The 24,940-nt window shown below is 65.5% G+C and carries 25 protein-coding genes; 13 read left to right on the top strand and 12 right to left on the bottom strand.

Going from position 1 to position 24,940, the window contains the following annotated elements:
• Positions 1-81: 81 nt before the first annotated feature.
• On the top strand, positions 82-1,071 hold the full coding sequence (locus tag J2X62_RS08060) for an NAD(P)/FAD-dependent oxidoreductase (RefSeq protein ID WP_310179590.1): 990 nt from the start codon (positions 82-84) through the stop codon (positions 1,069-1,071).
• Between the two features lie 9 nt (positions 1,072-1,080).
• On the opposite strand, the gene J2X62_RS08065 is transcribed toward J2X62_RS08060, so the two are convergent.
• Positions 1,081-1,791 (bottom strand): Clp protease N-terminal domain-containing protein, encoded by a 711-nt coding sequence (locus J2X62_RS08065; protein WP_310179592.1) that lies wholly within the window; start codon positions 1,789-1,791, stop codon positions 1,081-1,083.
• A 201-nt stretch (positions 1,792-1,992) separates the two neighbouring features.
• Here J2X62_RS08065 and J2X62_RS08070 point away from each other — a divergent pair, with 201 nt between their 5' ends.
• On the top strand, positions 1,993-4,215 hold the full coding sequence (locus J2X62_RS08070; protein ID WP_310179595.1) for a bifunctional diguanylate cyclase/phosphodiesterase: 2,223 nt from the start codon (positions 1,993-1,995) through the stop codon (positions 4,213-4,215).
• Between the two features lie 36 nt (positions 4,216-4,251).
• A complete protein-coding gene (locus tag J2X62_RS08075; RefSeq protein ID WP_310180361.1) occupies positions 4,252-6,174 on the top strand; it encodes a gamma-glutamyltransferase family protein in 1,923 nt (640 codons plus the stop codon).
• A gap of 19 nt (positions 6,175-6,193) precedes the next feature.
• On the opposite strand, the gene J2X62_RS08080 is transcribed toward J2X62_RS08075, so the two are convergent.
• From J2X62_RS08080 to J2X62_RS08110, 8 genes are all read right to left on the bottom strand, one after another.
• A complete protein-coding gene (locus J2X62_RS08080) occupies positions 6,194-6,871 on the bottom strand; it encodes a response regulator (protein WP_032367717.1) in 678 nt (225 codons plus the stop codon).
• The gene (locus J2X62_RS08085) at positions 6,868-9,321 is read right to left on the bottom strand and encodes a sensor histidine kinase KdpD (protein WP_310179597.1); all 2,454 of its coding nucleotides are present in this window, start codon (positions 9,319-9,321) and stop codon (positions 6,868-6,870) included. Before J2X62_RS08085 ends, J2X62_RS08080 begins: the two co-directional genes overlap by 4 nt.
• Positions 9,305-9,961 (bottom strand): potassium-transporting ATPase subunit C, encoded by a 657-nt coding sequence (locus J2X62_RS08090; RefSeq protein ID WP_310179599.1) that lies wholly within the window; start codon positions 9,959-9,961, stop codon positions 9,305-9,307. Before J2X62_RS08090 ends, J2X62_RS08085 begins: the two co-directional genes overlap by 17 nt.
• Positions 9,962-9,963: 2 nt before the next feature.
• A complete protein-coding gene (gene kdpB, locus J2X62_RS08095) occupies positions 9,964-11,964 on the bottom strand; it encodes a potassium-transporting ATPase subunit KdpB (protein WP_310179601.1) in 2,001 nt (666 codons plus the stop codon).
• On the bottom strand, positions 11,961-13,625 hold the full coding sequence (kdpA, locus tag J2X62_RS08100; protein WP_310179603.1) for a potassium-transporting ATPase subunit KdpA: 1,665 nt from the start codon (positions 13,623-13,625) through the stop codon (positions 11,961-11,963). The genes kdpB and kdpA overlap by 4 nt, the downstream gene beginning before the upstream one ends.
• 7 nt (positions 13,626-13,632) lie before the next feature.
• Positions 13,633-13,716, bottom strand: a complete 84-nt coding sequence (locus tag J2X62_RS25435) for a potassium-transporting ATPase subunit F (RefSeq protein ID WP_072691966.1) — start codon at positions 13,714-13,716, stop codon at positions 13,633-13,635.
• A gap of 117 nt (positions 13,717-13,833) precedes the next feature.
• Positions 13,834-14,292 carry a hypothetical protein gene (locus J2X62_RS08105; protein WP_045841590.1) on the bottom strand — a complete coding sequence of 153 codons (459 nt, stop codon included), beginning with the start codon at positions 14,290-14,292 and terminating at the stop codon, positions 13,834-13,836.
• Positions 14,277-14,834, bottom strand: coding sequence for a sigma-70 family RNA polymerase sigma factor (locus tag J2X62_RS08110; RefSeq protein ID WP_310179607.1), 558 nt, complete (start codon positions 14,832-14,834; stop codon positions 14,277-14,279). Before J2X62_RS08110 ends, J2X62_RS08105 begins: the two co-directional genes overlap by 16 nt.
• A gap of 120 nt (positions 14,835-14,954) precedes the next feature.
• On the opposite strand from J2X62_RS08110, the gene J2X62_RS08115 reads away from it, so the two are divergent.
• Genes J2X62_RS08115 through J2X62_RS08145 form a run of 7 tightly spaced genes read left to right on the top strand, consistent with a single transcriptional unit; the run spans position 14,955 to position 17,811 of the window.
• On the top strand, positions 14,955-15,443 hold the full coding sequence (locus J2X62_RS08115) for an Asp23/Gls24 family envelope stress response protein (RefSeq protein ID WP_027495128.1): 489 nt from the start codon (positions 14,955-14,957) through the stop codon (positions 15,441-15,443).
• Positions 15,440-15,730, top strand: coding sequence for an Asp23/Gls24 family envelope stress response protein (locus J2X62_RS08120; protein ID WP_032369996.1), 291 nt, complete (start codon positions 15,440-15,442; stop codon positions 15,728-15,730). Before J2X62_RS08115 ends, J2X62_RS08120 begins: the two co-directional genes overlap by 4 nt.
• A 19-nt stretch (positions 15,731-15,749) precedes the next feature.
• Positions 15,750-16,034, top strand: coding sequence for a hypothetical protein (locus J2X62_RS08125; protein WP_162182897.1), 285 nt, complete (start codon positions 15,750-15,752; stop codon positions 16,032-16,034).
• Between the two features lie 39 nt (positions 16,035-16,073).
• On the top strand, positions 16,074-16,253 hold the full coding sequence (locus J2X62_RS08130) for a hypothetical protein (protein WP_027495126.1): 180 nt from the start codon (positions 16,074-16,076) through the stop codon (positions 16,251-16,253).
• Positions 16,246-16,659 (top strand): Asp23/Gls24 family envelope stress response protein, encoded by a 414-nt coding sequence (locus tag J2X62_RS08135; protein ID WP_032370065.1) that lies wholly within the window; start codon positions 16,246-16,248, stop codon positions 16,657-16,659. Before J2X62_RS08130 ends, J2X62_RS08135 begins: the two co-directional genes overlap by 8 nt.
• Complete coding sequence (locus J2X62_RS08140) at positions 16,656-17,198, top strand: DUF6286 domain-containing protein (RefSeq protein WP_310179622.1); 543 nt, start codon at positions 16,656-16,658, stop codon at positions 17,196-17,198. Before J2X62_RS08135 ends, J2X62_RS08140 begins: the two co-directional genes overlap by 4 nt.
• Positions 17,199-17,211: 13 nt before the next feature.
• Positions 17,212-17,811, top strand: coding sequence for a hypothetical protein (locus J2X62_RS08145; RefSeq protein WP_310179624.1), 600 nt, complete (start codon positions 17,212-17,214; stop codon positions 17,809-17,811).
• Here the strand turns inward: J2X62_RS08145 and J2X62_RS08150 are convergent.
• From J2X62_RS08150 to J2X62_RS08160, 3 genes are read right to left on the bottom strand one after another with little or no spacing between them, the layout of a single operon-like run.
• Positions 17,804-18,784 carry an endonuclease/exonuclease/phosphatase family protein gene (locus J2X62_RS08150; protein WP_051364960.1) on the bottom strand — a complete coding sequence of 327 codons (981 nt, stop codon included), beginning with the start codon at positions 18,782-18,784 and terminating at the stop codon, positions 17,804-17,806. The genes J2X62_RS08145 and J2X62_RS08150 overlap by 8 nt on opposite strands.
• 14 nt (positions 18,785-18,798) lie before the next feature.
• Entirely contained in the window at positions 18,799-20,097 is a 1,299-nt protein-coding gene (locus J2X62_RS08155) for a lipase family protein (RefSeq protein WP_310179626.1), read from the bottom strand.
• A 60-nt stretch (positions 20,098-20,157) separates the two neighbouring features.
• Positions 20,158-21,405, bottom strand: coding sequence for an HNH endonuclease signature motif containing protein (locus J2X62_RS08160; RefSeq protein WP_310179628.1), 1,248 nt, complete (start codon positions 21,403-21,405; stop codon positions 20,158-20,160).
• Between the two features lie 172 nt (positions 21,406-21,577).
• On the opposite strand from J2X62_RS08160, the gene J2X62_RS08165 reads away from it, so the two are divergent.
• From J2X62_RS08165 to J2X62_RS08175, 3 genes are all read left to right on the top strand, one after another.
• Positions 21,578-22,480: a TIGR04222 domain-containing membrane protein gene (locus J2X62_RS08165; RefSeq protein WP_057474542.1), complete on the top strand. Its 903-nt coding sequence runs from the start codon at positions 21,578-21,580 to the stop codon at positions 22,478-22,480.
• Positions 22,453-23,316: a DUF692 domain-containing protein gene (locus tag J2X62_RS08170; protein WP_310179630.1), complete on the top strand. Its 864-nt coding sequence runs from the start codon at positions 22,453-22,455 to the stop codon at positions 23,314-23,316. The genes J2X62_RS08165 and J2X62_RS08170 overlap by 28 nt, the downstream gene beginning before the upstream one ends.
• 311 nt (positions 23,317-23,627) lie before the next feature.
• Positions 23,628-24,857 carry a molybdopterin-dependent oxidoreductase gene (locus J2X62_RS08175; RefSeq protein WP_052056662.1) on the top strand — a complete coding sequence of 410 codons (1,230 nt, stop codon included), beginning with the start codon at positions 23,628-23,630 and terminating at the stop codon, positions 24,855-24,857.
• Positions 24,858-24,940: the final 83 nt, after the last annotated feature.

Below are 24,940 nucleotides of genomic sequence, written 5' to 3' on the forward strand. Positions count from 1 at the left end.
AGCGGTACTTTCGTCTTCGACAAGTTGCCGTTCTGGCAATTTTTCTTGCCAACCCTAGAGTCCTGTCCGCACACTGCAGACATGACTTCAGACAACGCATACCCAGCGCCCACCGAGAATGTCCGCGTCGATGCGATCATCGTCGGCGGCGGAGTCGCGGGGCTCAGCGCAGCCGTGGCCCTCGGACGCTCCCGCCGATCCGTGGCGATCGTCGACGCCGGCGATCCGCGCAACGCTCCGGCCGCCCATTCGCACAACTACCTGACGCGCGACGGCGAATCTCCGCTCGAGCTCGTTCGTCTCGGCCGCATCGAGGCCGAGCACTACGGCGTCCGCATCGTCGACGGCAGCGCGACCTCGGCTACGCGGACCGACTCCGGGTTCGAGGTGTCCCTCGCCGACGGGACCGTCGTTCGAGGCCGTCGCCTCCTGGTCACCACCGGTCTCACCGACATTCTTCCCGGCATCCCCGGGCTCGCCGAGCGCTGGGGCCGCGACGTACTGCACTGCCCGTACTGCCACGGATGGGAAGTCCGAGACCGGGCGATCGGCATCATCGGCAGCGTCATGTCCGGACATCAGGCCCAGATGTGGCGTCAACTGTCCGAGAATGTCACCGTATTCACCCACACCGCAACGGAATTGAGCCCCGAAGAGCTGACGCGGATGCGCGCCCGCGGGATCGTCGTGGTCGAAGAAGAGATCACGCGAGTCGACGTCGAGAACGACGCCATCGTCGGCGTCACGTTGGCGAACGGCGTCGCCGTCGCGCTCGACGCTGTGGTCGTCGGCCCCAACTTCACTTCCCGCGCAGACGTTCTCGAGTCATTGGGACTCGAGACGACCGAGATGATGATGAACGGTTACGTCTTGGGCACCTACATCGAGGCCGACCCGGTCGGGGCGACGTCCGTGCCGGGGGTGTGGGTGGCCGGCAACGTGGCGGCACCGATGGACACCGTCGTCGCGGCCTCGGCGGCAGGCGTGAAGGCCGGTGCCGCGATCAACGGTGACCTCATCGAGGAGGACGTTCGGTTCGCCGTACAGCAGGCCGACGCAATGGCCTCCTGACGTCGGAGGTCAGCTTCCCAGTGCGGTTGCCAGTCCGCTCTCGATGGCGTCTTTGCGAACCCCGAGTTCGGCTAGGGTGGCATCCTCGTTCTCGAGCAACGCCAACAGGATGTGCTCGGTGCCGATGTAGTTGTGCCCCAACCGAAGCGCCTCACGGAAGGTCAATTCCAGTGCCTTCTGGGCACCGGCGTCGTAGGGGATCAGCGCCGGCAGGGGATCGGCCGGTTCGGGCAGCGTCGCCGTCACCGCGGTACGGATCTGCTCGTCGGTGAGCCCCTGGGCACCCAGCAGCTTCGCGGCGAAGCCCTCGGGCTCACCGAGCAGGCCGAGGATCAGATGGCCGGTGGTGATGTGATCGTTGCTCGTCGCCCGGGCCTCGTTCTGCGCCCCCACCACCACATTTCGTGCGCGTGGAGTGAAGCGTGAGAAGCCCTGACTGGCGTCGAGTTCGGCCGGGTCGTCGCCACCCTTGGCCACGAAGCGCTTCTGTACCGCCTGCTTGCTGACGCCCATGGACGCGCCGATGGCAGTCCAGGACGCACCGGACCGACGCGCACGATCGACGAAGTGGCCGATCAGATGGTCGGCGATGTCGCCGAGCGCATCGGCGGCGATCACCGCGTCGGAGAGTTGATCGAGCGCGTCGGTGTGCACCTTCTCGATGGCGGCGATCAGGTCGTCGAGTCGGACTGGATTGGTGATCTTCGTCGATTCGGTCATACGTCAACTCTAGGTTGACGCCAGTCCGTCGTCAACCCTCGGTTGACGACTCTCTGTGCCGAGGGTCGGTGGAATCGAAGTTCGTTTGGGGGCAAATAGTGACCCTGATCACCGTTTTTGCTGGCAAAGACGTATATTCACCGGTGAAGGCGTCAGTCGGGACGGTGCGAGTCCGCACGCGAGGGGAAGTGGGGTCCTTCGATGAATGCGAAGGCCTCTGCGCCCTTCGCCGTGCCGTCGGTGCGGACCGCGTTCCTGGCTGCGGTGGCCGTCATCGCGGTGACGGTGTTCGTCCAGGGCAGCGCCGACGTACGTGCCGGCGTTCTGGCCGTCGTCGCCGTGGGATCGGTCGTGGCGATCAGTGCGGCAATTCGTCGCTACCGCCCGACCGACGCCCGATGCTGGTGGGCTCTGTTCGGAGCCTCGGTGCTGTTCATGTTCGGAGTCTCGTTTCGCAGCGACCCGAACGCGCTGGATCGATCGTTCTCGCTGCTTCCGGATCTGTTCACTCTCACCGGGTACGCCCTGGTGGGATACGCCCTGTCTCGGTGGATCCGAGACCGCCGATCGATCGACGACATCACCCCACTCGTCGATGCAGGCCTGATCTTCCTCGGCACGCTGTTCCTGTCGTGGTTGCTGCTGATCTCTCCGGCCCTCGACCTGCCGCGTTCGTCCGTGTCGACGGTGGTGAACGGGATTTATCCGGCGATCGACGCGGCGCTGATCACGTTGACGACATATCTGCTCTTCTCCTCGAAACCCCGCTCCGCCGCGCTGTTCTGGGCGCTGCTCGCCCTGGTGGCGACGTTCGTCGGCGACGTGTCCTACGCCTTCGCGGCGACGACCGACGACGCTCCGTCCTCGGGGTTGCTCGACGGCATCTACCTGTTCGCGTACCTGTCGCTGGCGATGGCAGCGCTCGACCCGTCGATGCGCACGGTGTCGCACCGGCAGACCCCCGCGCCCGCCCACAGCAGCCGTCGGGTTGTCTTCGTGGTGTTGTTGTTGGTGGTCTGCGCGACCGTGCCGCTGCTCGGTTCGGCGGTCTCCACAGGCGACCTGATCGTCCGCTCGCTGTTGCTCGCCTCGATCCTGGTCGGTGCTTTCCTCCGCGGCGAACGCGCCCTGGCCCGAGTGCAGACCGGCGAGGAGCATGCCCGCTACCTCGCGGCACACGACCTGCTCACCGGACTGCCGAACCGCACGACGCTCGACGCGGAGTACGCCCGACACGAACGCGCCCAGCGACCCGGACGCACCTGCACTCTGTTCGTCGACCTCGACAACTTCAAGATGGTCAACGATTCGTACGGCCACCGCGTCGGAGACGAGTTGATCGTCGCCGCGGCACGTCGCATCCGCGCGGCCGTCGGTGCCGCCGACACCGTCGTTCGGTATGCCGGCGACGAGTTCGTGGTGCTCACCCGCCGCGACCGTTCCGGTTCGGAACTGTTGGCGCGCCGCATCATCGAGCGACTAAGCGAGCCGTTCCCGCTCAGTGCTGCCACCGCCTACGTCTCGGCCTCGGTGGGCATCGCCGACGCCGAACGACTGCACGACGCCATCCGCGAGGCCGACACCGCGATGTATCACGCGAAATCTCTCGGGGCGTCTCGCTACGCGTTCTTCGACGAGTCCTTGCGTGCGCGAGCAACATCGGCGATCGAGACCGCCACCGCACTTCGCGGCGCGATCCGGCGCGGGGAGCTCGAGGTCTACTACCAACCGATCGTCGCGACGAAGTCCCGCAAGACCGTTGTCTACGAGGCGCTCGTGCGCTGGAACTGGCAGGGCCGAGTACGGACGCCGAACGAGTTCATCCCGATCGCCGAATCGACCAATCTCATCGAGGAGATCGGTGAGTGGGTACTGCGCACCGCGATCTCCGATCTGGTGACACTGCGCGCGAACGGGCAGGACGTCACCATGTCGGTCAACGTCTCGCCGATGCAGTTGCGCGACGACTCGTTGCCGGGCATCGTCCAACGGGTGCTCGATACCTTCGGCGTCACCGGTGCGGACCTGGCGCTCGAGATCACCGAAAGTGTTCTGATCGACGACATCGGCGCAGCGAAGACCGTGCTCGATCGGCTCGCCGCCATGGGCGTACTCATCGTGCTCGACGATTTCGGTATCGGCTACTCCTCGCTGAACCGGTTGCGCAAGATGCCGATTGCGCTGCTCAAGATCGACAAGTCCTTCGTCCACGAGATCGGCGTCTCCGATTCCGACGTCCAGCTGATTCGCGCCATCACGGCCATGGCGTCCGCGCTTCCCGTGGCGACCGTCGCCGAGGGGGTCGAGACCGAGGAACAGGCCGCGATCATCGAGCAACTCGACTGCCGTTACGCGCAGGGCTATCTGTACGGCAGGCCCGCCCCCATCGCGCATTGGCTTCTCGAATCCGCGCAGCAACGGTGACCACGGTGTTAGCGTCGAGCGGTGTCTGCAACCGGAATGCGCCCTGTTCGCTACACCGCCCTCGCCTGTGCTCTCCTACTGGTGCCGCTCGTCGCGTGCAGCAGTAGTGACGACGCCGGTACCGACACCGCCGCTGCGGACAGTTGCGTACTCGGCGCCAGTGGCGGCACCCCGGTAGGAAAGTCCCCGAGCACCGGCTCGGGTGACATCTCCACCAAGCCGGAAGTGGCGACCGGATATCGGTCGAACATGACTCCGGTGGAGACGCCGTCGTACTCGGTCTCCACCGCCAACCCGGTCTCCACCGCAGCCGCGTGCGAGGTACTACGCGACGGCGGCACCGCGGCCGACGCACTCATCGTGGCGCAGACCGTGCTCGGGCTCGTCGAACCCCAGTCGTCGGGAATCGGCGGCGGCGCTTTTCTGATGTACTACGACGCCGCGTCGGGTGAGGTGCAGAGCTACGACGGCCGCGAGACCGCGCCGATGAGTGCCACCGGCGACTACCTGCGGTACATCGACGACGTCAACCGCACTGTGCCGCAACCCGATGCGCGGTCCAGTGGCCGATCGATCGGCGTGCCGGGCGTTGTGCGCATGCTCGAGCAGGCGCACGAGGATCACGGTGACAAGCCGTGGGGGGATCTGTTCCGACCCGCGATCGAGCTCGCCGACAACGGAATCGAGATCAGCCCGCGCATGGCCTCGTCCATCGCGGACTCGGCACCGAAGCTCGCACTCGACCCGGCGTCCAAGGACTATTTCTTGCAGCCCGACGGAACCGGTAAGCCCGCCGGCACGGTGCTGAACAATCCGGCGATGTCGAAGACGTTGTCCGCCATCGCAACCGACGGTGCCGATGCATTCTACACCGGCGACATCGCCCAGGCCATCGTCGACGCGACAGCAGATACCACCGCCGGCCGTACCCCGGGGCAGATCACGGTGGACGACCTCGCCGGCTACGAGCCGAAGACCCGCACCGCAGTGTGCACGCCGTACCGCGATCACGACATCTGCGGAATGCCGGGGCCGTCCTCCGGCGGCATCGCGGTGGCGTCGACGATGGGCATTCTGTCGAACTTCGATCTGGCGCAGTATGCCCCGACGGACATGGACGCCAACGGCGGCAAGCCGACCGCCGAGGCCGTGCATCTGATCTCCGAGGCCGAGCGTCTGGCGTACGCCGATCGCGACAAGTACGTCGCCGATCCGGATTTCGTACCCCTACCCGGCGGCTCGCCCGACGCCCTGCTCGACCCCGAGTACCTCGGCAGCAGAGCAGGACTGATCGACGAGGGCAAGTCGATGGGTACCGCGAAACCGGGCGACTTCGGGCCCGTGCAATTCGCCTCGTCCACCGATCCCGAGCACGGCACCAGCCACATCTCGATCGTCGACGGCGAGGGCAACGCGGCCTCGATGACGACAACTGTCGAGTCGGCCTTCGGCTCGTTCCACATGGTCGACGGCTTCCTGCTCAACAATCAGCTCACCGACTTCTCCGCCGCGCCGGTGGCCGAGGACGGAACTCCCATGGCCAACCGTGTCGAGCCCGGCAAGCGCCCGCGCAGTTCGATGGCCCCGACCCTGGTGTTCGATCGCAGCGACGACGGCACACGCGGAGATCTCGTTCTCGTCGCGGGCTCACCCGGCGGGTCGGTGATCATCCAGTTCGTCGTCAAAACACTGGTAGGACTTCTCGATTGGGGAATGGACCCGCAGCAGGCGGTGTCGATGGTCGACTTCGGAGCGGCCAACACCCCGTCCACCAACTACGGCGGCGAACATCCCAACGTGACCGGAGAGAACGATCCGGTCGTGGTGACGCTGCGCGAGAAGGGCCACCAGGTCTCGGTTGCCGACCAGTCGAGCGGGCTGAGCGCGCTGCAACGCACCGACGGTGGCTGGATCGGCGGAGCGGACCCACGCCGCGAAGGTGAGGTACTGGGTGGATAGGTGCGGGCGCGGGTAGCGCTCAGCTCACGAATCGATAGCCCATGCCGGTTTCGGTGATCAGATGCACCGGTGCCGCTGGGTCTCGTTCCAACTTCTGGCGTAGTTGGCCGAGATAGATTCGCAGATAATGTGTTTCGCGTTCGTGCCCGGGTCCCCACACGGTACGCAAAATCTCCTTCTGCGACACCAGTTTCCCCTCGTTGCGGACGAGCAGTTCGAGGACGCCCCATTCGGTGCGCGTCAGGTGCACGTTCTCACCCTGTCGAACAACGGTTTTGGCAGCGAGGTCGACCGTGAAGTCCGCGGTCTCGACGATGGGATCCGCCACCGATTGCGGACCGCGGCGCAGGGCCGCGCGCAGTCGCGCCAGCAGCTCGTCCATGCCGAACGGCTTGGTCACGAAGTCGTCCGCCCCGGCATCGAGTGCCTCGACGGTGTCGGCCGAGTCGGTGCGCGCCGAGAGCACCAGAATCGGCACATCGGTCCATCCGCGCAGACCTGCTATGACGTCGATACCGTCGATGTCGGGCAGACCGAGGTCCAGGATCACGATGTCCGGGTGGAAGTTCGCGGCCACCCGCAGTGCTTCCCCACCCGTAGCCGCGCTGACGACCTCGAATCCGCGGACGTTCAGATTGATCCGCAGCGCCCGCACTATCTGTGGTTCGTCGTCGACGACGAGCGCCCGTACCTTCACCTGCTCGCCGCCTTCAACTCGACCGTCATCGTCAGCCCTCCGCCGACGGTGTCCGACGCCGTGACGGTACCGCCCATGGCCCGCACGAATCCTCGCACCACCGACAGGCCGAGTCCGACCCCCACCGAGTTGTCACGGTCGCCGAGGCGTTGGAACGCGTCGAACATCGTCGCTTCGGCCCCGACGGTGATGCCGGGGCCGTGGTCGACGACGGAGATGGCGGCCATGTCCCCGTGCACTGCGGCGCGCACGGTGATCTCGCCGGTGGGCGCGTAGCGGGCACTGTTCGCCACCAGGTTCGCGAGCACTCGTTCGAGCAGACCCGGATCGGCAAGCACTTCGACGTCGCCCACCTCGACCCGCACCCGCTCGTCGGCCCCCACCAGCGCGCCTGCCAGTACGTCGTCGACGAAGACGGGACGCAGACTGGGTTGCACCACACCGGCTTGCAGCCGCGAGGAGTCGAGCAGATTGGTCACCAATGCCGTCAACTGGTCGGCCGACTCGTCGATGGTGGCGAGCAGTTCGTCGGTGTCCTCGGGCGAGAACTGAACGTCGGTGCTGCGCAGCGACGACGAGGCTGCCTTGACCGCCGACAGCGGCGTCCGCAGATCGTGGCTGACGGCCGAGAGCAATGCTCGACGCAACGCGTCGGCCTCGGCCAGTGCGTTGGCGCGGCTGGCTTCCTCGGCCAAACGGGCTTGGCGCACCATGCCCGCGGCTTGGTTGGCCACGGCTGCGAGGACGCGGCGATCGTGGGCGCGGGTGCGTTCGCCGACGAGCAGCAGCGTGAAATCGCCCGCGTCGATTTCGGTGTCGGCCCCGTTGCGATCGGTCGGCGGGTGCTCGCCCGAGCTGCCCACGATGGACCGGGACTGGTTGTCCCACAATGCGACGCCGGACTGGCGATACGTCTCCCGTGCGCGCTCGAGCAGCGCGCCCAGATCGGCACCGCGCAGGACGGACCCAGCGAACAGGGTCAACAGTTCGGCCTCCTGCGTCGCCCGGCGTGCCTGACGCGTCCGCCGAGCAGCCGCATCCACCAGGGCCGCGACCGCGACAGCGACCAGCAGCAGTACGACTGTCACGACGAAGTTGTCCGGCTCGGCGATCGTCAGGCTGTATCTGGGTGTGGTGAAGAAATAGTTCAGCAGAAATCCTGCGATCAGCGCCGAGAGTGCCGCCGGTGCAACACCTCCCAACAGAGCCACACACAGCACCACCATGAAGAACAGGGCGCTCTCACCGCTGGAATCGAAGTCCGGACCGACCGTGCTCAGCACTGCAGCGGCCAAGCAAGGCACGAGAACCGCGGCCAGCCAGGCGATCACCCGTCGACGCCCCGAATCGACCTGCAGACTCCGCCGACGGGCCTGCTCGGCGTGAGTGACCATGTGCACGTCGATCTTTCCCGAGTTCTGCACGACGGCCGCGCCGATACCCTCGTCGAGAATGCGGGCGGCGCGTGACCGTCTCGAGGTACCGATCACCAACTGGGTGGCGTTCACTCCGCGCGCGAAATCGAGCAGAGTGGTGGGCACGTCGTCCCCGACGACGCTGTGCACACTCGCACCGAGGCCGGCGGCGAGCTTGCGCACGGAACCCATCTGCGGTGCGGACACGCCCATGAGGCCGTCTCCGCGAACGATGTGCAGGACCATCAGTTCGGCACTGGACTTCGAGGCGATCCGACTCGCCCGCCGCAGCAGGGTTTCCGACTCGGGGCCGCCCGTCACCGCGACCACCACCCGCTCGCGCGCCTCCCAGGTGTCGGTGATGCGATTGTCCTTGCGGTACTTCACCAATGCGGCGTCGACCTGGTCGGCGATCCACAGCAGTGCGAGCTCACGCAGAGCCGTCAGGTTGCCGCCGCGGAAGTAGTTGCTCAGCGCGGCGTCCACCTTGTCGGCAGCGTAGACGTTGCCGTGCCGCAGCCTGCTCCGCAGCGCCTCGGGTGTGATGTCGACCAGCTCGACTTCGTCGGCGGCCCGAACCACGCTGTCGGGAACCGTCTCTCGCTGCGGAACACCGGTGATCTGCTGCACCACGTCGTTCAGAGATTCGAGGTGCTGCACGTTGAGGGTCGAGATGACGTCGATGCCCGCGTCGAGCAGCACTTCGACGTCCTGCCAGCGCTTTTCGTGGACGCTGCCCGGAGTGTTGGTGTGCGCCAGCTCGTCGACGAGCACCACCTCGGGGCGACGCGTCAGGACCGCGTCGAGATCGAGTTCTTGCGCCGAGGATCCGCGATAACGGACGGTGGCCATCGGCAGGACTTCGATGCCCTCGAGTGCCTCGATGGTTCGCGCCCGACCGTGCGTTTCCACGACGGCCGCGACCACGTCACGTCCGCGATCCTGCAGCCGACGAGCTTCGCCGAGCATGGCGAAGGTCTTGCCGACGCCGGGCGCGGCACCGAGGTAGATCCGCAGCTCACCCCTGTCCGCCACAGCCTGTCTCCTCACCCGGCCGGTATGCGTCCCGCAGTGCCAGGTTCAACTCCGGGACATTCACCGCTTCGGCACCGAGTACACCGTACTGCGGGCCGCGGGTGTACCCGTCGACCAGAGCCTCCACCTCGCTCACCGGCGCTCCGTTGACCTGGGCCACCCGGGCGACCTGGAGGGCCGCGTACGCGGGACTGATATCGGGATCGATACCGGATCCGGAGCCGGTGACGGCGTCGGCCGGAACCGCCGACGGATCGACGTTCTCGCGGGCGGCGATGGCGGCTCGACGCTGTTCGACGAACGACGCGAGTACCTCGCTCGACGGGCCCTGATTGGTCGGTAGCGCAGCAGCAGGATCGCCGGGCGCGAACGCGTCGTCGTCCGATACCGAGCCCGTGACGCGGGTGTGGAAGAACGGATCCGGCTCTCCCGGAGCCACCTGCGGATCGACGCCGATCAGCGAGCTGCCGACGACGCACCCCTGTGCGTCACGCAGCGGCGACCCCTCGGCGGAGTCGGTGCCGATGCGGCCGATGCCCCAGACCACAGCCGGGTACGCGATGCCGAGGATCACGGTGAGCGCCAGCAGCACTGCGAAGCCGGCGACGACCTGACGGAGAAATCCCTGTACGAAACGCATGGTCAGCCAATCCCTGGAATGAGTCGAACGAGCAGGTCGATGAGCCAGATACCGACGAACGGACTGATGACGCCGCCGACGCCATAGACCAGTAGGTTCCGCCGCAGCAACGCAGCTGCGGACGCCGGGGTGTATCGAACACCTTTGAGTGCCAACGGAATCAGCGCGACGATGACCAGCGCGTTGAAGATGACCGCAGACAGGATGGCCGATTCCGGCGTCGCCAGGTGCATGATGTTGAGCCCGCCCAGCTGGGGATAGACGGTGGAGAACATCGCCGGCAGAATCGCGAAGTACTTCGCCAAATCGTTGGCCAACGAGAACGTCGTCAGTGCTCCTCGAGTGATGAGCAACTGCTTACCGATCTCGACGATTTCGATCAGTTTGGTCGGATCGGAATCGAGATCCACCATGTTGCCGGCTTCCTTGGCCGCCGAGGTGCCGGTGTTCATCGCCACGCCGACGTCGGCCTGCGCGAGAGCCGGGGCGTCGTTGGTGCCGTCGCCGGTCATCGCAACGAGCCTGCCGCCTTCCTGCTCCTGCCGGATGAGCGTGAGCTTGTCCTCGGGAGTGGCCTCGGCCAGGTAGTCGTCGACACCTGCCTCGGCAGCAATGGCTTTGGCGGTCAGCGGATTGTCACCGGTGACCATCACGGTTCGGATGCCCATGGCCCGCAGCTGAGCGAACCGTTCGGCAATGCCGGGTTTGACGACGTCCGAGAGTTCGACGACACCGAGAGCGCGAGCAGCAGAACCGGTTTCGCGTACCGCGACCACCAGCGGAGTGCCGCCGTTCTGCGCGATGTCGTGCACGGTGCCGTCCAGATCGGCCGTCCCGCCGCCGTCGCGAATCCAACTGTAGACCGAATCCGCTGCACCCTTGCGGATCTCCATGCCCGGTAGATCCAACCCGCTCATCCGAGTTTGCGCCGTGAACGCCACGAACTCCCCGCGCTCGGATTCGCCTTCTGCCGTGACGGAGTCGAAGTCGCGCTCGACCAGTTCGACGATGCTGCGTCCCTCGGGGGTGCCGTCGGCCAGCGACGACAGCCGAGCTGCGCGAGCCAATTCGGCGGCGTCGATGCCCGTCGCCGGATGCAGGCCGGTGGCGCGGCGGTTACCGAAAGTGATGGTCCCGGTCTTGTCCATCAGCAGGGTGTCGATGTCGCCTGCCGCCTCCACTGCCCGGCCGGACATTGCCAGTACGTTGCGCTGCACCAACCGGTCCATGCCCGCGATACCGATGGCCGAGAGCAGTGCCCCGATGGTCGTGGGGATCAGGCAGACGAGCAGGGCAATCAGCTGGATTGGATCCTGTTGCTGTCCAGCGTAATTCGACATCGGACCGATGGCGACGACAGCGAAGAGAAACACGATGGTCAGCGACGCGAGCAGGATGTTCAGGGCGATCTCGTTCGGCGTCTTCTGCCGCGCCGCGCCCTCGACGAGTGCGATCATCCGATCCACGAACGTCTCGCCCTGCGCTGCAGTGATTTTCACGACGATCTCGTCGGACAGCACGATCGTGCCGCCGGTGACGGCCGACCGGTCACCTCCGGATTCACGGACCACCGGGGCCGACTCACCGGTGATGGCAGATTCGTCGACGGTTGCAATACCCTCGATGACATCGCCGTCGCCGGGAATGACCTCACCGGCCGAGACGATCACCTCGTCGCCGACGGCCAATTCCGCACCTGCGACCTCCTCGACACCGGCGGCGGTCCGTCTGCGAGCAACAGTGTCCTGCTTGACCTTTCGCAGGCTGGCGGCCTGCGCCTTGCCGCGACCTTCGGCGACGGATTCGGCGAGGTTCGCGAACAGCACCGTGAACCACAGCCAGCCGGTGACGAACCAGGCGAACACCGACGGCTGAGCAATCGACAGGATCGTCGTGACGATCGAGCCGAGGAAGACGACGAACATGACCGGGTTGCGGGCCAGGTGACGCGGATCGAGTTTGCGGAACGCGCCGGGTAGAGCGGTGTTCAGTGACAGGTTCATTGCATGGCCTCTGCTATGGGTCCGAGAGCAAGTGCGGGGAAGAAGGTGAGGGCCGCGACCAGGATCGAGGTACCGATCAGCAGCGTGCCGAACAACGGTCCATCGGTCGGCAGGGTGCCGGCGTTGGGCGCGCTGCGTTTGGTCGTCGCAAGCGAACCGGCCAGGGCCAATACGAAGACGATCGGCAGAAACCGGCCGAGCAGCATCGCGATACCGAGGGAGATCTGGAACCAGTCGCTCGTCACCGTCAAGCCGCCGAAAGCACTGCCGTTGTTGTTCGCAGCGGAGGCGTAGGCGTAGAGCACCTCGGTGAATCCGTGGATGCCGGGGTTGCCCTGATAGCTCGTCGTCGATTCGAGTATCACCGTGATCGACGTTCCGACGAGCACGAGGATCGGCATCACGAGAACCGAGAGCGCGGCCATCGTGATGGCCCGTCGACCCAGCTTCTTACCGAGGAATTCCGGGGTCCGGCCGACGAGCAGACCACCGACGAAGACCGCGATGACCGCAAGCACCAGCAATCCGTAGAGACCGGTGCCGACGCCACCCGGCGCGATCTCGCCGAACAGCATGTTCAGCAACACCGCTCCGCCGCCCAGCGCAGACATACTGTCGTGGGCCGAATTGACTGCGCCGGTCGATGTTCCGGTCGTCGACACCGCGAACAGCGCAGACGCCGGGATGCCGAAGCGAACTTCCTTGCCTTCCATCATCGCGCCCGCGGCCGTTGCTGCCACTCCACGGGTACCGGATTCGGCGAACAACGTCACCGCCAACAACGTCGCCCACAGCGTCGCCATCACCGCCAGCAGCGTCAGACCCTGCTTGCGGTTGCCGATCATCGTGCCGAACGTACGAGTGAGGGCCACCGGGATCAGCAGCAACGAGATGATCTGCACGATGTTGGTCAGTGGTGTCGGGTTCTCGAACGGGTGCGCCGAGTTGGCCGCCAGAATGCCACCACCGTTGGTGCCGATCTCCTTGATCGCCTCCTGCGAGGCAACGGGCGCAAGCGCATTGGTGACCGTCTGCCCATCGAGACCGGTGGAGGTGAAGCCGGACGAGAACGACATCACGGTGCCCTGAGTCAGCATGATCATCGCGACGAGCACGGAGAGCGGCAGCAGAATACGGAGCGTCCCGCGCGTGAGGTCGACCCAGAAATTGCCGAGCTCACCGCCCGTCGACACCCGAACGAAGCCGCGCACGACGGCGATCGCCACCGCGAGACCGACTGCAGCAGAGACGAAGTTCTGCACCGCCAGCCCCAGCGGCTGCGTCAGATTCGACAGCGTGGTCTCGGGAACGTACGACTGCCAGTTGGTGTTGGTGACGAACGACGCTGCAGTGTTGAACGCCATCGCCGGACTCACCCCCGACAGGCCACCGTTCAGCGGGAGCACACCCTGAATCCGCTGCAGTACGAACAGGAATGCGACTCCGGCGAACGAGAACCCGAGCAGGCTGGTGGAATAGCCGACCCAGGTCTGTTCCGACGACGAGTTCACCCGGGCCACCCGATAGAGCAGACTCTCGACGCGAGTGTCGTGGGTAGAACCGAACACTCGGGCCATGTAGTCACCGAGCGGCACGTACGCCGCCGCCAACACGACTATCACGATGCCGATCTGAAGACCGGCAAGCAGAGCAGGATTCATGGCGCCGTCAGAACCTCTCCGGATCGAGGAGAGCGACGAACAGGTAGACCGCGACGAACGCGGCCACCGTGAGACAGAGCAATTCGGTCATTGCTCGATCTTGGATCCCACCAGCGAACGAAAACGCGTTCCTTACGCTTTCCTACGCTCACGACCTGCGGTCATGACGGAGTTTTTACGCTAGCGCTCCTCGGCCGATCGCGATCCGCTAGCGCTCCTCGATGTCGTCGACGCGGATTTCGACCGCATCCCTGCCGAGGGTGACGCCGAGCAGGTCCGCGACCACGTCGATGGCGATCGATGCCAGTTCTTCGCCTGCCGCCTGCAGATCGTCGCCGTACACGCCGATCACCGCGACGAACAGACCTGTGCAGGCGTGATCGTCGAGGTCGAGGTCGATCTCGGTGGGCTGTGCACCGTGTACGCCCGCGAGAGCACGGCGCAACGTCGTCTTGACGATGTGATCGCTGATCCGCAGTGAGTCCCGTGGATCGGCCGCTGAACCCGCCGGGAAGGCGCTGTCGATCGGCCAGGTGCGACGCGTCGTATTGCGCACTTTCGCGAGGATGGACGAGCTGATGTCCACCCAGTTCGGTTCCTGCGGTGCCTCCCGAAGCTCGGTGGCAGCACGCGCGAGAACCGCATTCGGTTCTACCGGGTTCGCCATGTCGCCAACCTTTCGCTCAATGTTGCTCGTGCTCTGGTCAATTGACCTCGTACTGCTCCTGCGGACAACGTCATGATCGCGCCGATCTCCGGATGGGTCAGGCCCTCGACCTCCCGAAGCAACCAGCAGGCCCGCTGCCGATAGGGCAACTCCGCCAGTGCCACACCCAATTCGGCCATGAAGCTGTCTGCTTCGATGTCCGCCTCGGGATCACTGCCCGCGCCCGTGCTCTTGCGCTCGAATACCCAGTCTTCGGCAGGAGGAACGCTGCGACGCCGGCGATGATCTATCACTTTGTGCGAGACCAACGAGAACAGCCAGGTGCGCAGAGCCGAATCGCCCCGGAAGTTGTCGAGCCCCTTCCACGCTGCGACGAACGCGTCCTGCACCACCTCCTCTGCTGCACCCTGATCGGACAGCATGTTTCGGGCGTACCGAAACATCTCCGGTCCGTATCGGCCCACGATCTCCTCGAACGCATCCGTCTCGCCGAGCGCGGCTGCGCCGACGAGTACGCGGTCCGACGCATCTCTCCACTCCATCGGGCCCCCAGACGTAATCTATGACGTAGGTCACTTTATTTGTACGTGCGTTTCGGTGATCGAGCTACGACCAACTCCTGACACACACTGTGCACCACTACTCAGCGAAGAGAGGCAGTCATGAGCTCCACGACGGACACCAAGGCAACCGTATCCGCAGCAGGCGAAGGCAAGACCGACATCACCACGAAGTCGGATTCCGTGCTCGTCAGCTCGCAGGGCCGCACCACCATTGCCGATACCGTCGTCTCGAAGATCGCCGGCATCGCCACCCGTGAGGTCCAGGGCGTACATGCCGTCGGCGGCGGAGCGAGCCGCGCGATCGGTGCCCTGCGCGAGCGTATCCCGGGTGCCCGCGTCAACCAGTCGCAGGGCGTCTCGGTCGAGGTCGGCGAGCGTCAGGCAGCGGTCGACATCGACATCGTCGCCGATTACGGCGTCTCGATCGCAGACCTCGCAGCAGGCATCCGCCGCAACGTCATCAATGCCGTCGAGCGCATGACGGGCCTCGAGGTCACCGAGGTCAACATCGTCGTTCACGACATCTACCTGGACGACGGCTCGGACGAAGAGGAGACCACCGAGACCGCCTCCACCCGAGTGCAGTGACCGACCCGAACCCGACGGACCGTGACAAGTCCGAGGACATCGCCGACGCCGTGCAGGCGATCGACGGTGTCGTCGGGCTGCACGGCGGCATGTTCGGCGAGGCTGCGACCTACCTACCCGGACGCCGCGTCGCCGGCATCCGGATCGCAGACGACGGCACCGAGGTACACGTCATTCTCCAGTTCGGCTACGCCGTACGGGAGACCGCCGAGGCAGTGCGCAGCACTGTCGCGGCAATGGTCGACGGGCCCGTGCACGTCACAGTCGAGGATGTCGTGCGGGTCTGAATTGTGCGAGTCTGACCAGGTGAACGAGCATTCAGCGCGCGACCGGGCCGCCGCGTACAAGGCGGCCCGGCGCGCTGTGGCCCGAGAACACCACCCCGACATCGGTGGTGATCCCGCCCGGTACATGGCAGAGCTCGCGGAAGTCGACCGCCGGTTCGCCGTACTTCCGTCGACTCCGATCAACACTGCCAGCGCACCGACAGCGTTCCGTTCGTCCTCGGTACCGACGCCACTGCGCACACTGCCGAAACGCATCGCCCGGCTCCGCAAACGCGTCACTCGACGCAACTACTTCGACATCTGAACCCTCGACATCCGAACACTCTGACTGGAGATCAAGACCATGACCACTGCAACCATCGGTTTGTTCGTGGGACTTTTGCTGGCCATCGCCGCAGCAGCCGGCGGCTTCACCGGCTTCCTCATCGCCATCGTCCTCGGCGGACTCGGTTTCTTCGTCGGCCGCTACATCGACGGTGAACTGGATCTGAACTCGATCATGCGTGGTCGCGGTCGTGACTGACACAGCAGCAGCCCCCACGACCCCCGGGACACCGGCAGCAACCCCGGGGTCACTCGCGGACCCCGGCGATCGCGGTTCCCTGGAGATCAAGCACAAGGCAGTCGAACGCCTGGCCGTTCTGGCGGCCCGCGGTACCGACTCCGTCACCGACCGCCAGCCCGGACTGCACCTCCTCGGTGGGCGTGATCTGCCGAAGGCCGATGTGACGATCACCGGCGAGCGCGTGCGAGCAAAGGTCTCCGTCGGAGTCACCTGGCCCTCACCGTTGGCGAAAGTGGCTGCGAACGTTCGCGCCGCCGTGGCCAGAGACCTGTCCGAACTCGGTATCTACACCGTCGACCGAGTCGACGTGACCGTCGAATGCATACCGGCCGAGCCCACCAGCGAAGAAGGGAGAGTGCAGTGACAGAGCAAGCAAGCAAGAAGCCGGTGGCCAACCCCACCGCAGCTGTTCCGGCCGTCCTGTTCGCTCTCGTTCTCATCGCCGCCGGAGTCGTACTCGGCCGCGAGGCGCTGCTGAAGCTGGCCGCTCTCGACGGCTCCGAGTGGGTCGGCCCGGCCGCGTCGAACCTCGACGGGCTCACCGCTCAGCAGTGGATGCTGCCCGCAGGTATCGCCGCCGTCGTCATCGGATTCGTTCTCGTGTTCGTGGCAATTCGCCCACGTCGTCGCACCCACCGTGCTCTCACCGAGCAGGGCGTCTGGCTTCGTAAGGGCGACGTCGCTGCCGTCGCGCGATCTGCCGCCCTGGACAGTGTGGGCGTCGACACCGCGTCCGCCAAGGCAGGCAACAAGAAGGTGACCGTCGCCGTCTCCACCGTGGCCGGTACCGACACCTCGGCTCTGAAGTCCGCGGTCGTGACGTCCGTGGACGACGCCCTCCGCCCACTCGCGTCGGCACCCAAGGTGCGCACCCGAGTGCGAACGACAGGACAGGCCTCATGAAAGGACAGCAGCTGTGAAACGTGCAACCGCATCGCTCGACCGCACCGGCACAGCCGTCGTCGGGCTGGCTCTGATCGCTCTCGGCGGCGGAGCTATCGCGTGGGAACGCGGCGAGCTTCCCGGCCGCGAGCGGCTGGACGCCGCGTTTGTCGACACCGCCGTCGACGCCGGTTGGTGGCCCTGGGCTCTCGGCGTAGCCGCTGTCGTGCTGATCCTGCTGGGTCTGTGGTGGTTGCTCGCGCACCTGCCGCGCCGATCGGTCGGGACCGTGGCCTTCGGATCCACGTCGGCCGAGGTCACGAACGTGGACGGTGCCCAGGTCGACGGCAGGCTCAGCGTCGACCTGGGCACCGCGGCCCGTAGTGCAGCCAAGTCGCTGGCAGGTCACGACGGAATCGTCTCGGCCTCCGGTCGCTCTGTCTCGGACAGGGGACAGCGCGTGGTCGAGATCGTCGCGACGCTCGATCCAGCCGTCACGTCCCTCGAGCAGGTCTCCGACGCCGCAGCACGGACCCGTGACGACATCGTGACCTCACTCGACGGAACTCCAGCCAAGGTGCGAATTCTGTTGCAGTGCGGCAAGTCTCGCAAGCAGTCGGCGCGCGTCAGCTGACTCCGGAGAACTCGATCTCCCCGATCAGACCGTGGTGGTCCGATCCCGGGAGGTCGATTCTTTCCAGTGATCGGGCGTGCCCGGAATTGGTGAGAATGTGGTCGATGCCGACGACGGCCGGAGTGCCCTTGTCCGTGGGATAGGTCGGGATCAGCCCCATCCCCAATTGTGCTGCAGCGTCGGTATATCCGGCATCGAGTAGGTTCCTGAACTTCTTGTGCGAATACGTGGTGTTGAAATCACCACTGACGATGACGGGACCGCTTGCCGACACCGCCTCGAGATCGCTACGGAGCGTGTCCAATTCGGCGGTCCAGATATCGGCCGGGGTGACGTATGCCGGGCCGGGGTGGACGGCCAGCAGCGTCACTGGCTCCGATCCGGGAACGTCGACGGAGGTGGCCAGGTTCACGGGCCCGTAGCCGGCGAGTTCGCGGTTGTCGGACAGCGGTGTGCGACTGTAGATTCCGGCACCTCCGCCACCCGTCGGCAACGCTCGCAGGTAGCTGTACGGAAAGAGTTGCTCCATGCCGGCATCCCGTAGCCCGAGCACCGACGCATCGGTCAGCTCTTGGATCGTCACGACGTCGACGGCGTTGTCGCGTGCCGATCCGACGACGACCGACGGATCGGCGCTGCCCACCATCAGGTTGGCCTGCATCACCCGCAGCCGGACGGCATCGCCGCTCGCCTCGTCCTGGGATGCCGCGTCGGCCACGTACAGAGGTGCGTACGCCACTGCGGCTGATGCCAACACGACGGCCGACACCGCCGCCAGAATCCATTGCCTACCGATCAGCGCGACGACGGCACCGACCACGACAGCGACGAGCATCAGGGGAACGAACGATGCCAGCGCGATCAGAACGTTGATGCGGGTGTCGGTGTAGTACGCCCCCATCGCGACGAGTCCGGTGACGATGCCCAGCGTCGCGATCGTTCCGGTGAGAATCCGTACCCAGGTTCGCTGCATCGCACCGAGAGTAGCTACGCCCTGACGCCGACGGTCAATGCTCGGACGGTTGTCCAGGTCAGAGACATCAAGCCCCGTACAGCCGCGAACGAGAACGCTGTCGACCACACCGTTCTGGTCGCCGGTTCGGCAACAGGAAGGCCGGCAAAGCGATCGGCCAGCCAATCGAGGGTCAGGGGCGCACTGAGCGGATGCAGCGACAGGTGCTCGCTCAGCCGATCTCGCAGGTAGGTCACGTGTGCGCCGGCTTCGAGATACCGATCGACCTGGCCGTCGACGTCGTCGACGGCAATGATCTGGTCGTGCACGGCCTGCACGACCAGCAACGGCACCGACGGAGCAGTGCGACCGGGCTGGATGTCCTGGAACACCTGCACGATCTCGGGTAGGGCGAGCAGGTCGGCAAGCGGAATGTCGATGTGGTTGTCGAGATCGTGCCGAGCCAGCCGTCTGACAGCGCGAACGGTCGTCATCGATTCGACGGAATCGAGAATGCGCATTCCGTCCTCGCTGACGTACTGACGCACCACACGATCGAGATCGGGGTAGGTGCGTCGCAGTCCCGCGACAACAAGCGTCGGCAGAGCCGCGTGCAGCGTCGCGTTGAGCCTGGTGAACGCAGAACCCGGATCGCCGACGGGGGAGCCGAGGGCGGCACCGACGAGCTCGAGCTCCGGCGCGTATTCGGGGGCCATCTCCGCGGCCCACGACGTCGCCAGCCCTCCGCCCGAATATCCCCACAATGCCACGGGCGTGCTCTCGTGCAGCTCCAACGACTCGAACGACAGCGCCGCGCGGATCGCGTCGAGTGTGCAGAATCCTGGTTCCTGCGGCGACCCCCAATGTCCGTCCGGTCCCTCGTGGTCGGGGATCGAGATGGTCCATCCGCGGCGCAGGGCATGCAGAACCAGCAGAAACTCGAACTGAGGAACTGCGCCGAGGGCCTTCGAGCCCCGTCGAAGCGCGTAGGACGGGAAGCACGAGGACGCAACGCCGTCGATGGCGCACTGGTACGAGAGCAACACCGGTTCGGCATTCTGCGGCCGCAGCACCGTCGTCACACTGGCCTGCGGTACACCGCCCAGATCGGCGGTGCGGTACAGCAGCTGCCATGCGTCGACTCGCTGTCGCACGTGGCCGAACATCGCGACCTCGACAGGCCTCACCTTGAGAATCGTCCCCGGTAGAGCCGCTTCGTAGCCCTCGGGCGCGGCGTAGAACGGGTCGTTTTCCGGCCTGGTCGCATCCTCACAGCTCGGCCATTGTTCCACCGGCCAGGACTGTTCGTCCGCCATCGATCTGTCGACGCTCATATCCCACCGCTTCTTGTCCGAGTCTCTTCGTCACACTAACTTGCCCTGAACGGCCCCTTTTCATGCAGCCTGCTGCCAGTTGGTGATCAGAACGTCGGTCGCGTAGCTCAGGTCGAGGCCTTCCCCGCCCCAGTTCGGGACAATGGCGTCGGGTTCGATGTGCTGATATTGCCGCCGGCGGACCTCGGCGTCTCCGGACAGCGCCGGCGCGTGAACCATCTCTCCTCCCGACGGGTGCCGGAACGTGAATCGTTGGTGGCCGAGGGATTCGATGAGGAAGTAGCCGTCGTGCAGTGCTCGATGGTGTTCGCCGCACAGCAGGACCAAGTTGTCGAGCGAGGTCGCGCCTCCCCGCGAGCGGTAGGTGACGTGGTGAGCATGCAGAAATCGGGTGCGCCTGCACCCGGGCACCGAGCAGCATCGATCGCGAATGATCAACTGACGCAACTGGGTTCGACTCGGAGCTTTGGCCGTGGTACTCCACCGCACAGTTTTTCCCAACCGGCCGTGACCGACGACTCGCATGACCGACGAACACAACACCTGAGCGAGAGTTTCGTCGTCCAGACCAGGTCCGTCGTCGAAATGAGCATGATCGCACCCTGCTTCGGTGCTGTCGCCGAGGTGGACCAACACCTCCGCGGCAGGTGAGACGACCGGTGAATCGATGGCGGCGCACACCATCTCCGCCATCGCGACGAGCGCAGGAACGGGGTTCGGCGGCGCCGGGGCCGACCGGTCACCCTCGGATTCCACCTCCGTGCGAGTGCGCTCGTACTCGGCCCTGGTCACCGCAGCCAGAAATCGCTTGCCGTCCTCGGGCCGAAAGCGCGCCGTCACCACGAGCGAGCCGTCCTCGTCGTCCCAGCGCCACCGTCCCACACACGGATCGAGGTCGACGCCGTTGCCTCTGGTCGGCCGCATCGCCTTCTTCAGACCACGGCAGAGACGTTCGATGTGCGCGGCGGGTGCATCGAGCGCCTTCTGCAGCAGTGACGCTTCGTTGTCGGCAGTTGCGACACGGGTCATCGCGCGCACCTTCGAGTACGACACCGTGCCGCTCAGGTACGCAGAGGTGATCAGGGGCAGCTCGCGCATCGCCTTGGCCACCCGCACCTGCTCACGGGCAGTGTGCAGATCGACTCCGGCGCGCCAGGACAACCAGTGCGCGCAGGACCTCGTCTCCCACGCGGCCCACCCACGTCGAGCATCGAACTCACCGACCAGGATCAGATACTGCGCAGATGCAGCCGCGATCTGGCCCGCCAGCGCGCATATCTCCGTCTCGATGTCTGCAGTCTCGACCATGAATGCCCCCACTCGTCGAATGTACGTTCGACGACAGTACGACGAGGCACCGACAAGAACGGCGGGAAACCGACGCACCCGTCCCCGCGGGGACGTCGTCGGGGTTGCTTTCTCGCCCACGGGCCCGATACTGAGCATCAGATGCTGGATCCGACGGAAAGTGGGTGTGGCCATGAGCGGTTCGGACACCTGGGGCATCCCCAGCACAGACTTTCTCCGCTGGTACCTGCTCGCGGCCGTTCTCGCGATACTCCTGACGATGGCGGGGAACTGGATAGCCGCTCACCGATCGACCCCGGTGACGTCGGCAGGCCGCGTGCTCACACCCCCCGAAGTAGGTGTGCTCACCAGCGACTCCCAGGCAGTGATGGCGTCGTTGGCCATACTTCGCGGTGCCGAGATCATCGACTCGCAAGGAAGAAAGCGCCGCGAGCTGAGCGCCATCGAGCGGTCACAGCTGGACTGGTTCACCCGCACCGTTCTCGAACGCCTCGGTAGCGGTAAAGCACCCCTGGTTCGCTCCCGACTGGTGGCGAACATGTCGGGCACATGCGCGCAACTGCGGAGCACTCTCGTCGACGAGGGTCTGCTGCACGGCGCACGCGGCTCCGCTGTCACACGGGTATTCCCGGTTGTCTTCGTCATCGCAGTCGGAATTGCCCGCATCGTCGCCGGCACCGCGAACGGCAAGCCCGTCTGGTTTCTCGTCGCGATCGTGCTCGTCCTGTTCGCGGCGGTGCCGGTTCTGCTTCGTCGACGCCGTCGGACAGCTGCGGGCGATACCGAACTACGCCGGCTCCGCGCCGAGAACGACTACCTTTCACCCCGCGCGCGACCGTCCTTCACCGCCTACGGGCCGACTCGTGCCGGATTGTCTGCAGCCATTTTCGGAGCAGGGGCCCTGCTGATGCTCGATCCGGCGATGGCCGGTGCACTCAGCTACGGCACCGCCCAGGCCGGTGGGGCCGCGTCGTTCGGCTTCGGCGGCGACAGCGGAGGCAGCGGAGGCGACGGCGGCAGTAGCAGTTGCGGCGGTGGCGGTGGGGGATGCGGCGGCGGAGGTTGTGGAGGTTGAACACCGACACAGTGCCCGTCGGGCTCGGGATCGGTTGGCGCTCGGAGATATCCGGCATCGTCTCGGAACTCCCGGGGCTGGCGTTCTGCGAGGTCATCGCCGAATCGATCGGTGAGCAGGCACCCGATCGCCTCGTCACCTTGGGAGTTCCCGTCGTCACGCACGGAATCTCGTTGTCCTTGGGCGGTGCCGAGCCGGTGGAACAGCACCATATCGACCGACTGGCACGAGTGTCATCCATGCTCGGATCCCCGCTGGTGAGCGAGCACATCGCCTTCGTCCGCGCCGACGGAATCGAGGCCGGTCATCTGCTTCCGGTACCACGCACCCACGAAGCACTGACGGCGCTCGCGCGAAACATCGCACGAACGCAGGATGGTGTGCCGGTTCCGCTGGCGGTGGAAAACATTGCAACCCTCTTCGATTGGCCGGAAGACCAATTGACCGAGAGTGAGTTCCTGGCAGAACTCGTCGAGCGGACCGGCGTGAGCCTGGTGCTCGACATCGCCAACGTGTACGCGAACGCACTCAATCGAGGCCGCGACCCGTGGACCGAACTCGAACGCCTGCCGCTGGATCGAATTGCCTACTGCCACATCGCCGGTGGCACGGTCCGTGGCGGCATCTATCACGACACCCACACTGCGCCCGTGCCCGACGAAGTCCTCGAATTACTACGGACCTTTGCGATGGCCGGTCATCGCACGCCCCTGATGCTCGAACGCGACGGTCACTATCCACCCGAGGCCGAGCTACTCGCAGAACTGGATGCGATCGCAGATGCGGCGGGACTCGATCGCATCACCGGGGTACGGACGTCCGGGTACGCGAGGTGAACGACGACCTGGCGCGCCGTCAAGAAGAGTTGGTACGCGCTCTCGTGGCAGGTGGGCCACTGCCCGCCGAATTCGATTCTGCGACAGTGGACACTGTCCGAGCGGCGTTGCTGAACAAACGAGCGGCCGAGATCGCGGCACGCTATCCGGCACTGCCCTCGGCGTTGGGCGACCGATACGAAATGCTGTTCCGCCGATGGGCGTCCAGCCGCCCCAAGGTGTCGACGGCCGAGGATGCCGAGGCCTTCTACCGAGCCATGGAACAGGAAGGGGAACTCGCCGCCACACATCCGGGACGGGTCGGGCAGCGAATGCCATACATGGCCGACGCACCCAACCCGCTCGCGCGCTTTCGCAGTCCGCTGCGCAGCACGTGGTTGACGTCGGTGTTCGGCGCGGTGCTGCTCGTTGCGCTGCCGATCGTGATTCTGACAGGCCTACTGTCCTACAGCGCGTACGGGCCGCAGTTCGGCCAGGCCAAACCAGGTGCCGTCGGGTGGTTGCGCTTACCGTTCTTCGACTGGCCGACGAACCCGGCCTGGCTGTACCAGCTGACGCAGGGCCTGCACGTCGGGCTGGGCCTGATCATCGTCCCGCTCGTCATCGCCAAGCTCTGGTCGGTGATGCCCAAGCTCGTCGAACTGCCGCCGGTGCGGTCGCCGGCACATGCACTCGAACGACTGTCGCTGCTGGCACTCGTCGGAGGTCTGCTGTTCGAGATCGTGACCGGCGTGCTGAACATCCAATACGACTACGTGTTCGGCTTCGACTTCTACGCCGCTCACTACTTCGGTGCCTGGGTTTTCATCGCCGGATTCCTGGTGCACCTCGGCCTCAAGGTGCCGCTGATGTGGCGGACCCTTCGATCGGAATCGTTGATGGACGTCTTGCGTGCTCGCAACGAAGCGCCGAGCCGGCCACACCAGACCATGAGCCGACGCGGTGCGATCGGATTGGTCGCCGCCGGAATGGGTTTCGTGGCCGTGTTGACGGTGGGGCAGACCGTCGGCGGCGTCCTACGCAAGGCGGCAATTCTCCTTCCGCGTGGGCGGTCGTACGGCGACGGGCCCAACGACTTTCAGATCAATCGCACTGCCGAGGCGGCCGGAGTCACCGAAGAACAGACGGGCGCAGACTGGACACTGTCCGTCGAAAGTACTTCGGAGAACATGGAACCGGTGGTGCTCTCCCGCGGCAGGCTGCTGTCGATGACTCAGCACACCGCCGAACTTCCCATCGCCTGTGTCGAAGGGTGGTCGACCACGCAGAGTTGGACGGGCGTTCCGTTGGCCGAACTCGCAGCATTGGCAGGTGTACCCGCACCCAGGTCCGCGGAAGTCATTTCGATAGAACAGGGTGGCCCATTCGGTCGTGCTGTGCTGCAGGGCAATCAAGCTCTCCATCCTGATTCACTGTTGGCATTGAAAGTCAACGGCGTCGATCTCTCGCTCGATCACGGCTACCCGGCACGCGTTATTGTTCCCGCGCTTCCCGGTGTGCACAACACCAAGTGGGTGGCGCGCATCGTGTTCCGTTCGTGACTTTGCAAAACCGCCCGGATGGTCGAGAATCTTTCATCGGTGGCCCGCGGGGCTGCCGACGAAGGAATGCTCCTTCGCCTGGA

The sequence above is a fragment of the Rhodococcus sp. 3258 genome, from assembly GCF_031456475.1.
GTDB classification, from domain to species: Bacteria; Actinomycetota; Actinomycetes; order Mycobacteriales; family Mycobacteriaceae; genus Rhodococcoides; species Rhodococcoides fascians.

Coding starts and splice junctions, on each gene's coding strand:
- J2X62_RS08060 (WP_310179590.1), top strand. CDS start 82: ATGACTTCAGACAACGCATACCCAGCGCCCACCGAGAATGTCCGCGTC.
- J2X62_RS08065 (WP_310179592.1), bottom strand. CDS start 1,791: ATGACCGAATCGACGAAGATCACCAATCCAGTCCGACTCGACGACCTG.
- J2X62_RS08070 (WP_310179595.1), top strand. CDS start 1,993: ATGAATGCGAAGGCCTCTGCGCCCTTCGCCGTGCCGTCGGTGCGGACC.
- J2X62_RS08075 (WP_310180361.1), top strand. CDS start 4,252: ATGCGCCCTGTTCGCTACACCGCCCTCGCCTGTGCTCTCCTACTGGTG.
- J2X62_RS08090 (WP_310179599.1), bottom strand. CDS start 9,961: ATGCGTTTCGTACAGGGATTTCTCCGTCAGGTCGTCGCCGGCTTCGCA.
- kdpB (WP_310179601.1), bottom strand. CDS start 11,964: ATGAACCTGTCACTGAACACCGCTCTACCCGGCGCGTTCCGCAAACTC.
- kdpA (WP_310179603.1), bottom strand. CDS start 13,625: ATGAATCCTGCTCTGCTTGCCGGTCTTCAGATCGGCATCGTGATAGTC.
- J2X62_RS25435 (WP_072691966.1), bottom strand. CDS start 13,716: ATGACCGAATTGCTCTGTCTCACGGTGGCCGCGTTCGTCGCGGTCTAC.
- J2X62_RS08105 (WP_045841590.1), bottom strand. CDS start 14,292: ATGGCGAACCCGGTAGAACCGAATGCGGTTCTCGCGCGTGCTGCCACC.
- J2X62_RS08110 (WP_310179607.1), bottom strand. CDS start 14,834: ATGGAGTGGAGAGATGCGTCGGACCGCGTACTCGTCGGCGCAGCCGCG.
- J2X62_RS08115 (WP_027495128.1), top strand. CDS start 14,955: ATGAGCTCCACGACGGACACCAAGGCAACCGTATCCGCAGCAGGCGAA.
- J2X62_RS08130 (WP_027495126.1), top strand. CDS start 16,074: ATGACCACTGCAACCATCGGTTTGTTCGTGGGACTTTTGCTGGCCATC.
- J2X62_RS08150 (WP_051364960.1), bottom strand. CDS start 18,784: ATGCAGCGAACCTGGGTACGGATTCTCACCGGAACGATCGCGACGCTG.
- J2X62_RS08155 (WP_310179626.1), bottom strand. CDS start 20,097: ATGAGCGTCGACAGATCGATGGCGGACGAACAGTCCTGGCCGGTGGAA.
- J2X62_RS08160 (WP_310179628.1), bottom strand. CDS start 21,405: ATGGTCGAGACTGCAGACATCGAGACGGAGATATGCGCGCTGGCGGGC.
- J2X62_RS08165 (WP_057474542.1), top strand. CDS start 21,578: ATGAGCGGTTCGGACACCTGGGGCATCCCCAGCACAGACTTTCTCCGC.
- J2X62_RS08170 (WP_310179630.1), top strand. CDS start 22,453: ATGCGGCGGCGGAGGTTGTGGAGGTTGAACACCGACACAGTGCCCGTC.
- J2X62_RS08175 (WP_052056662.1), top strand. CDS start 23,628: ATGCCATACATGGCCGACGCACCCAACCCGCTCGCGCGCTTTCGCAGT.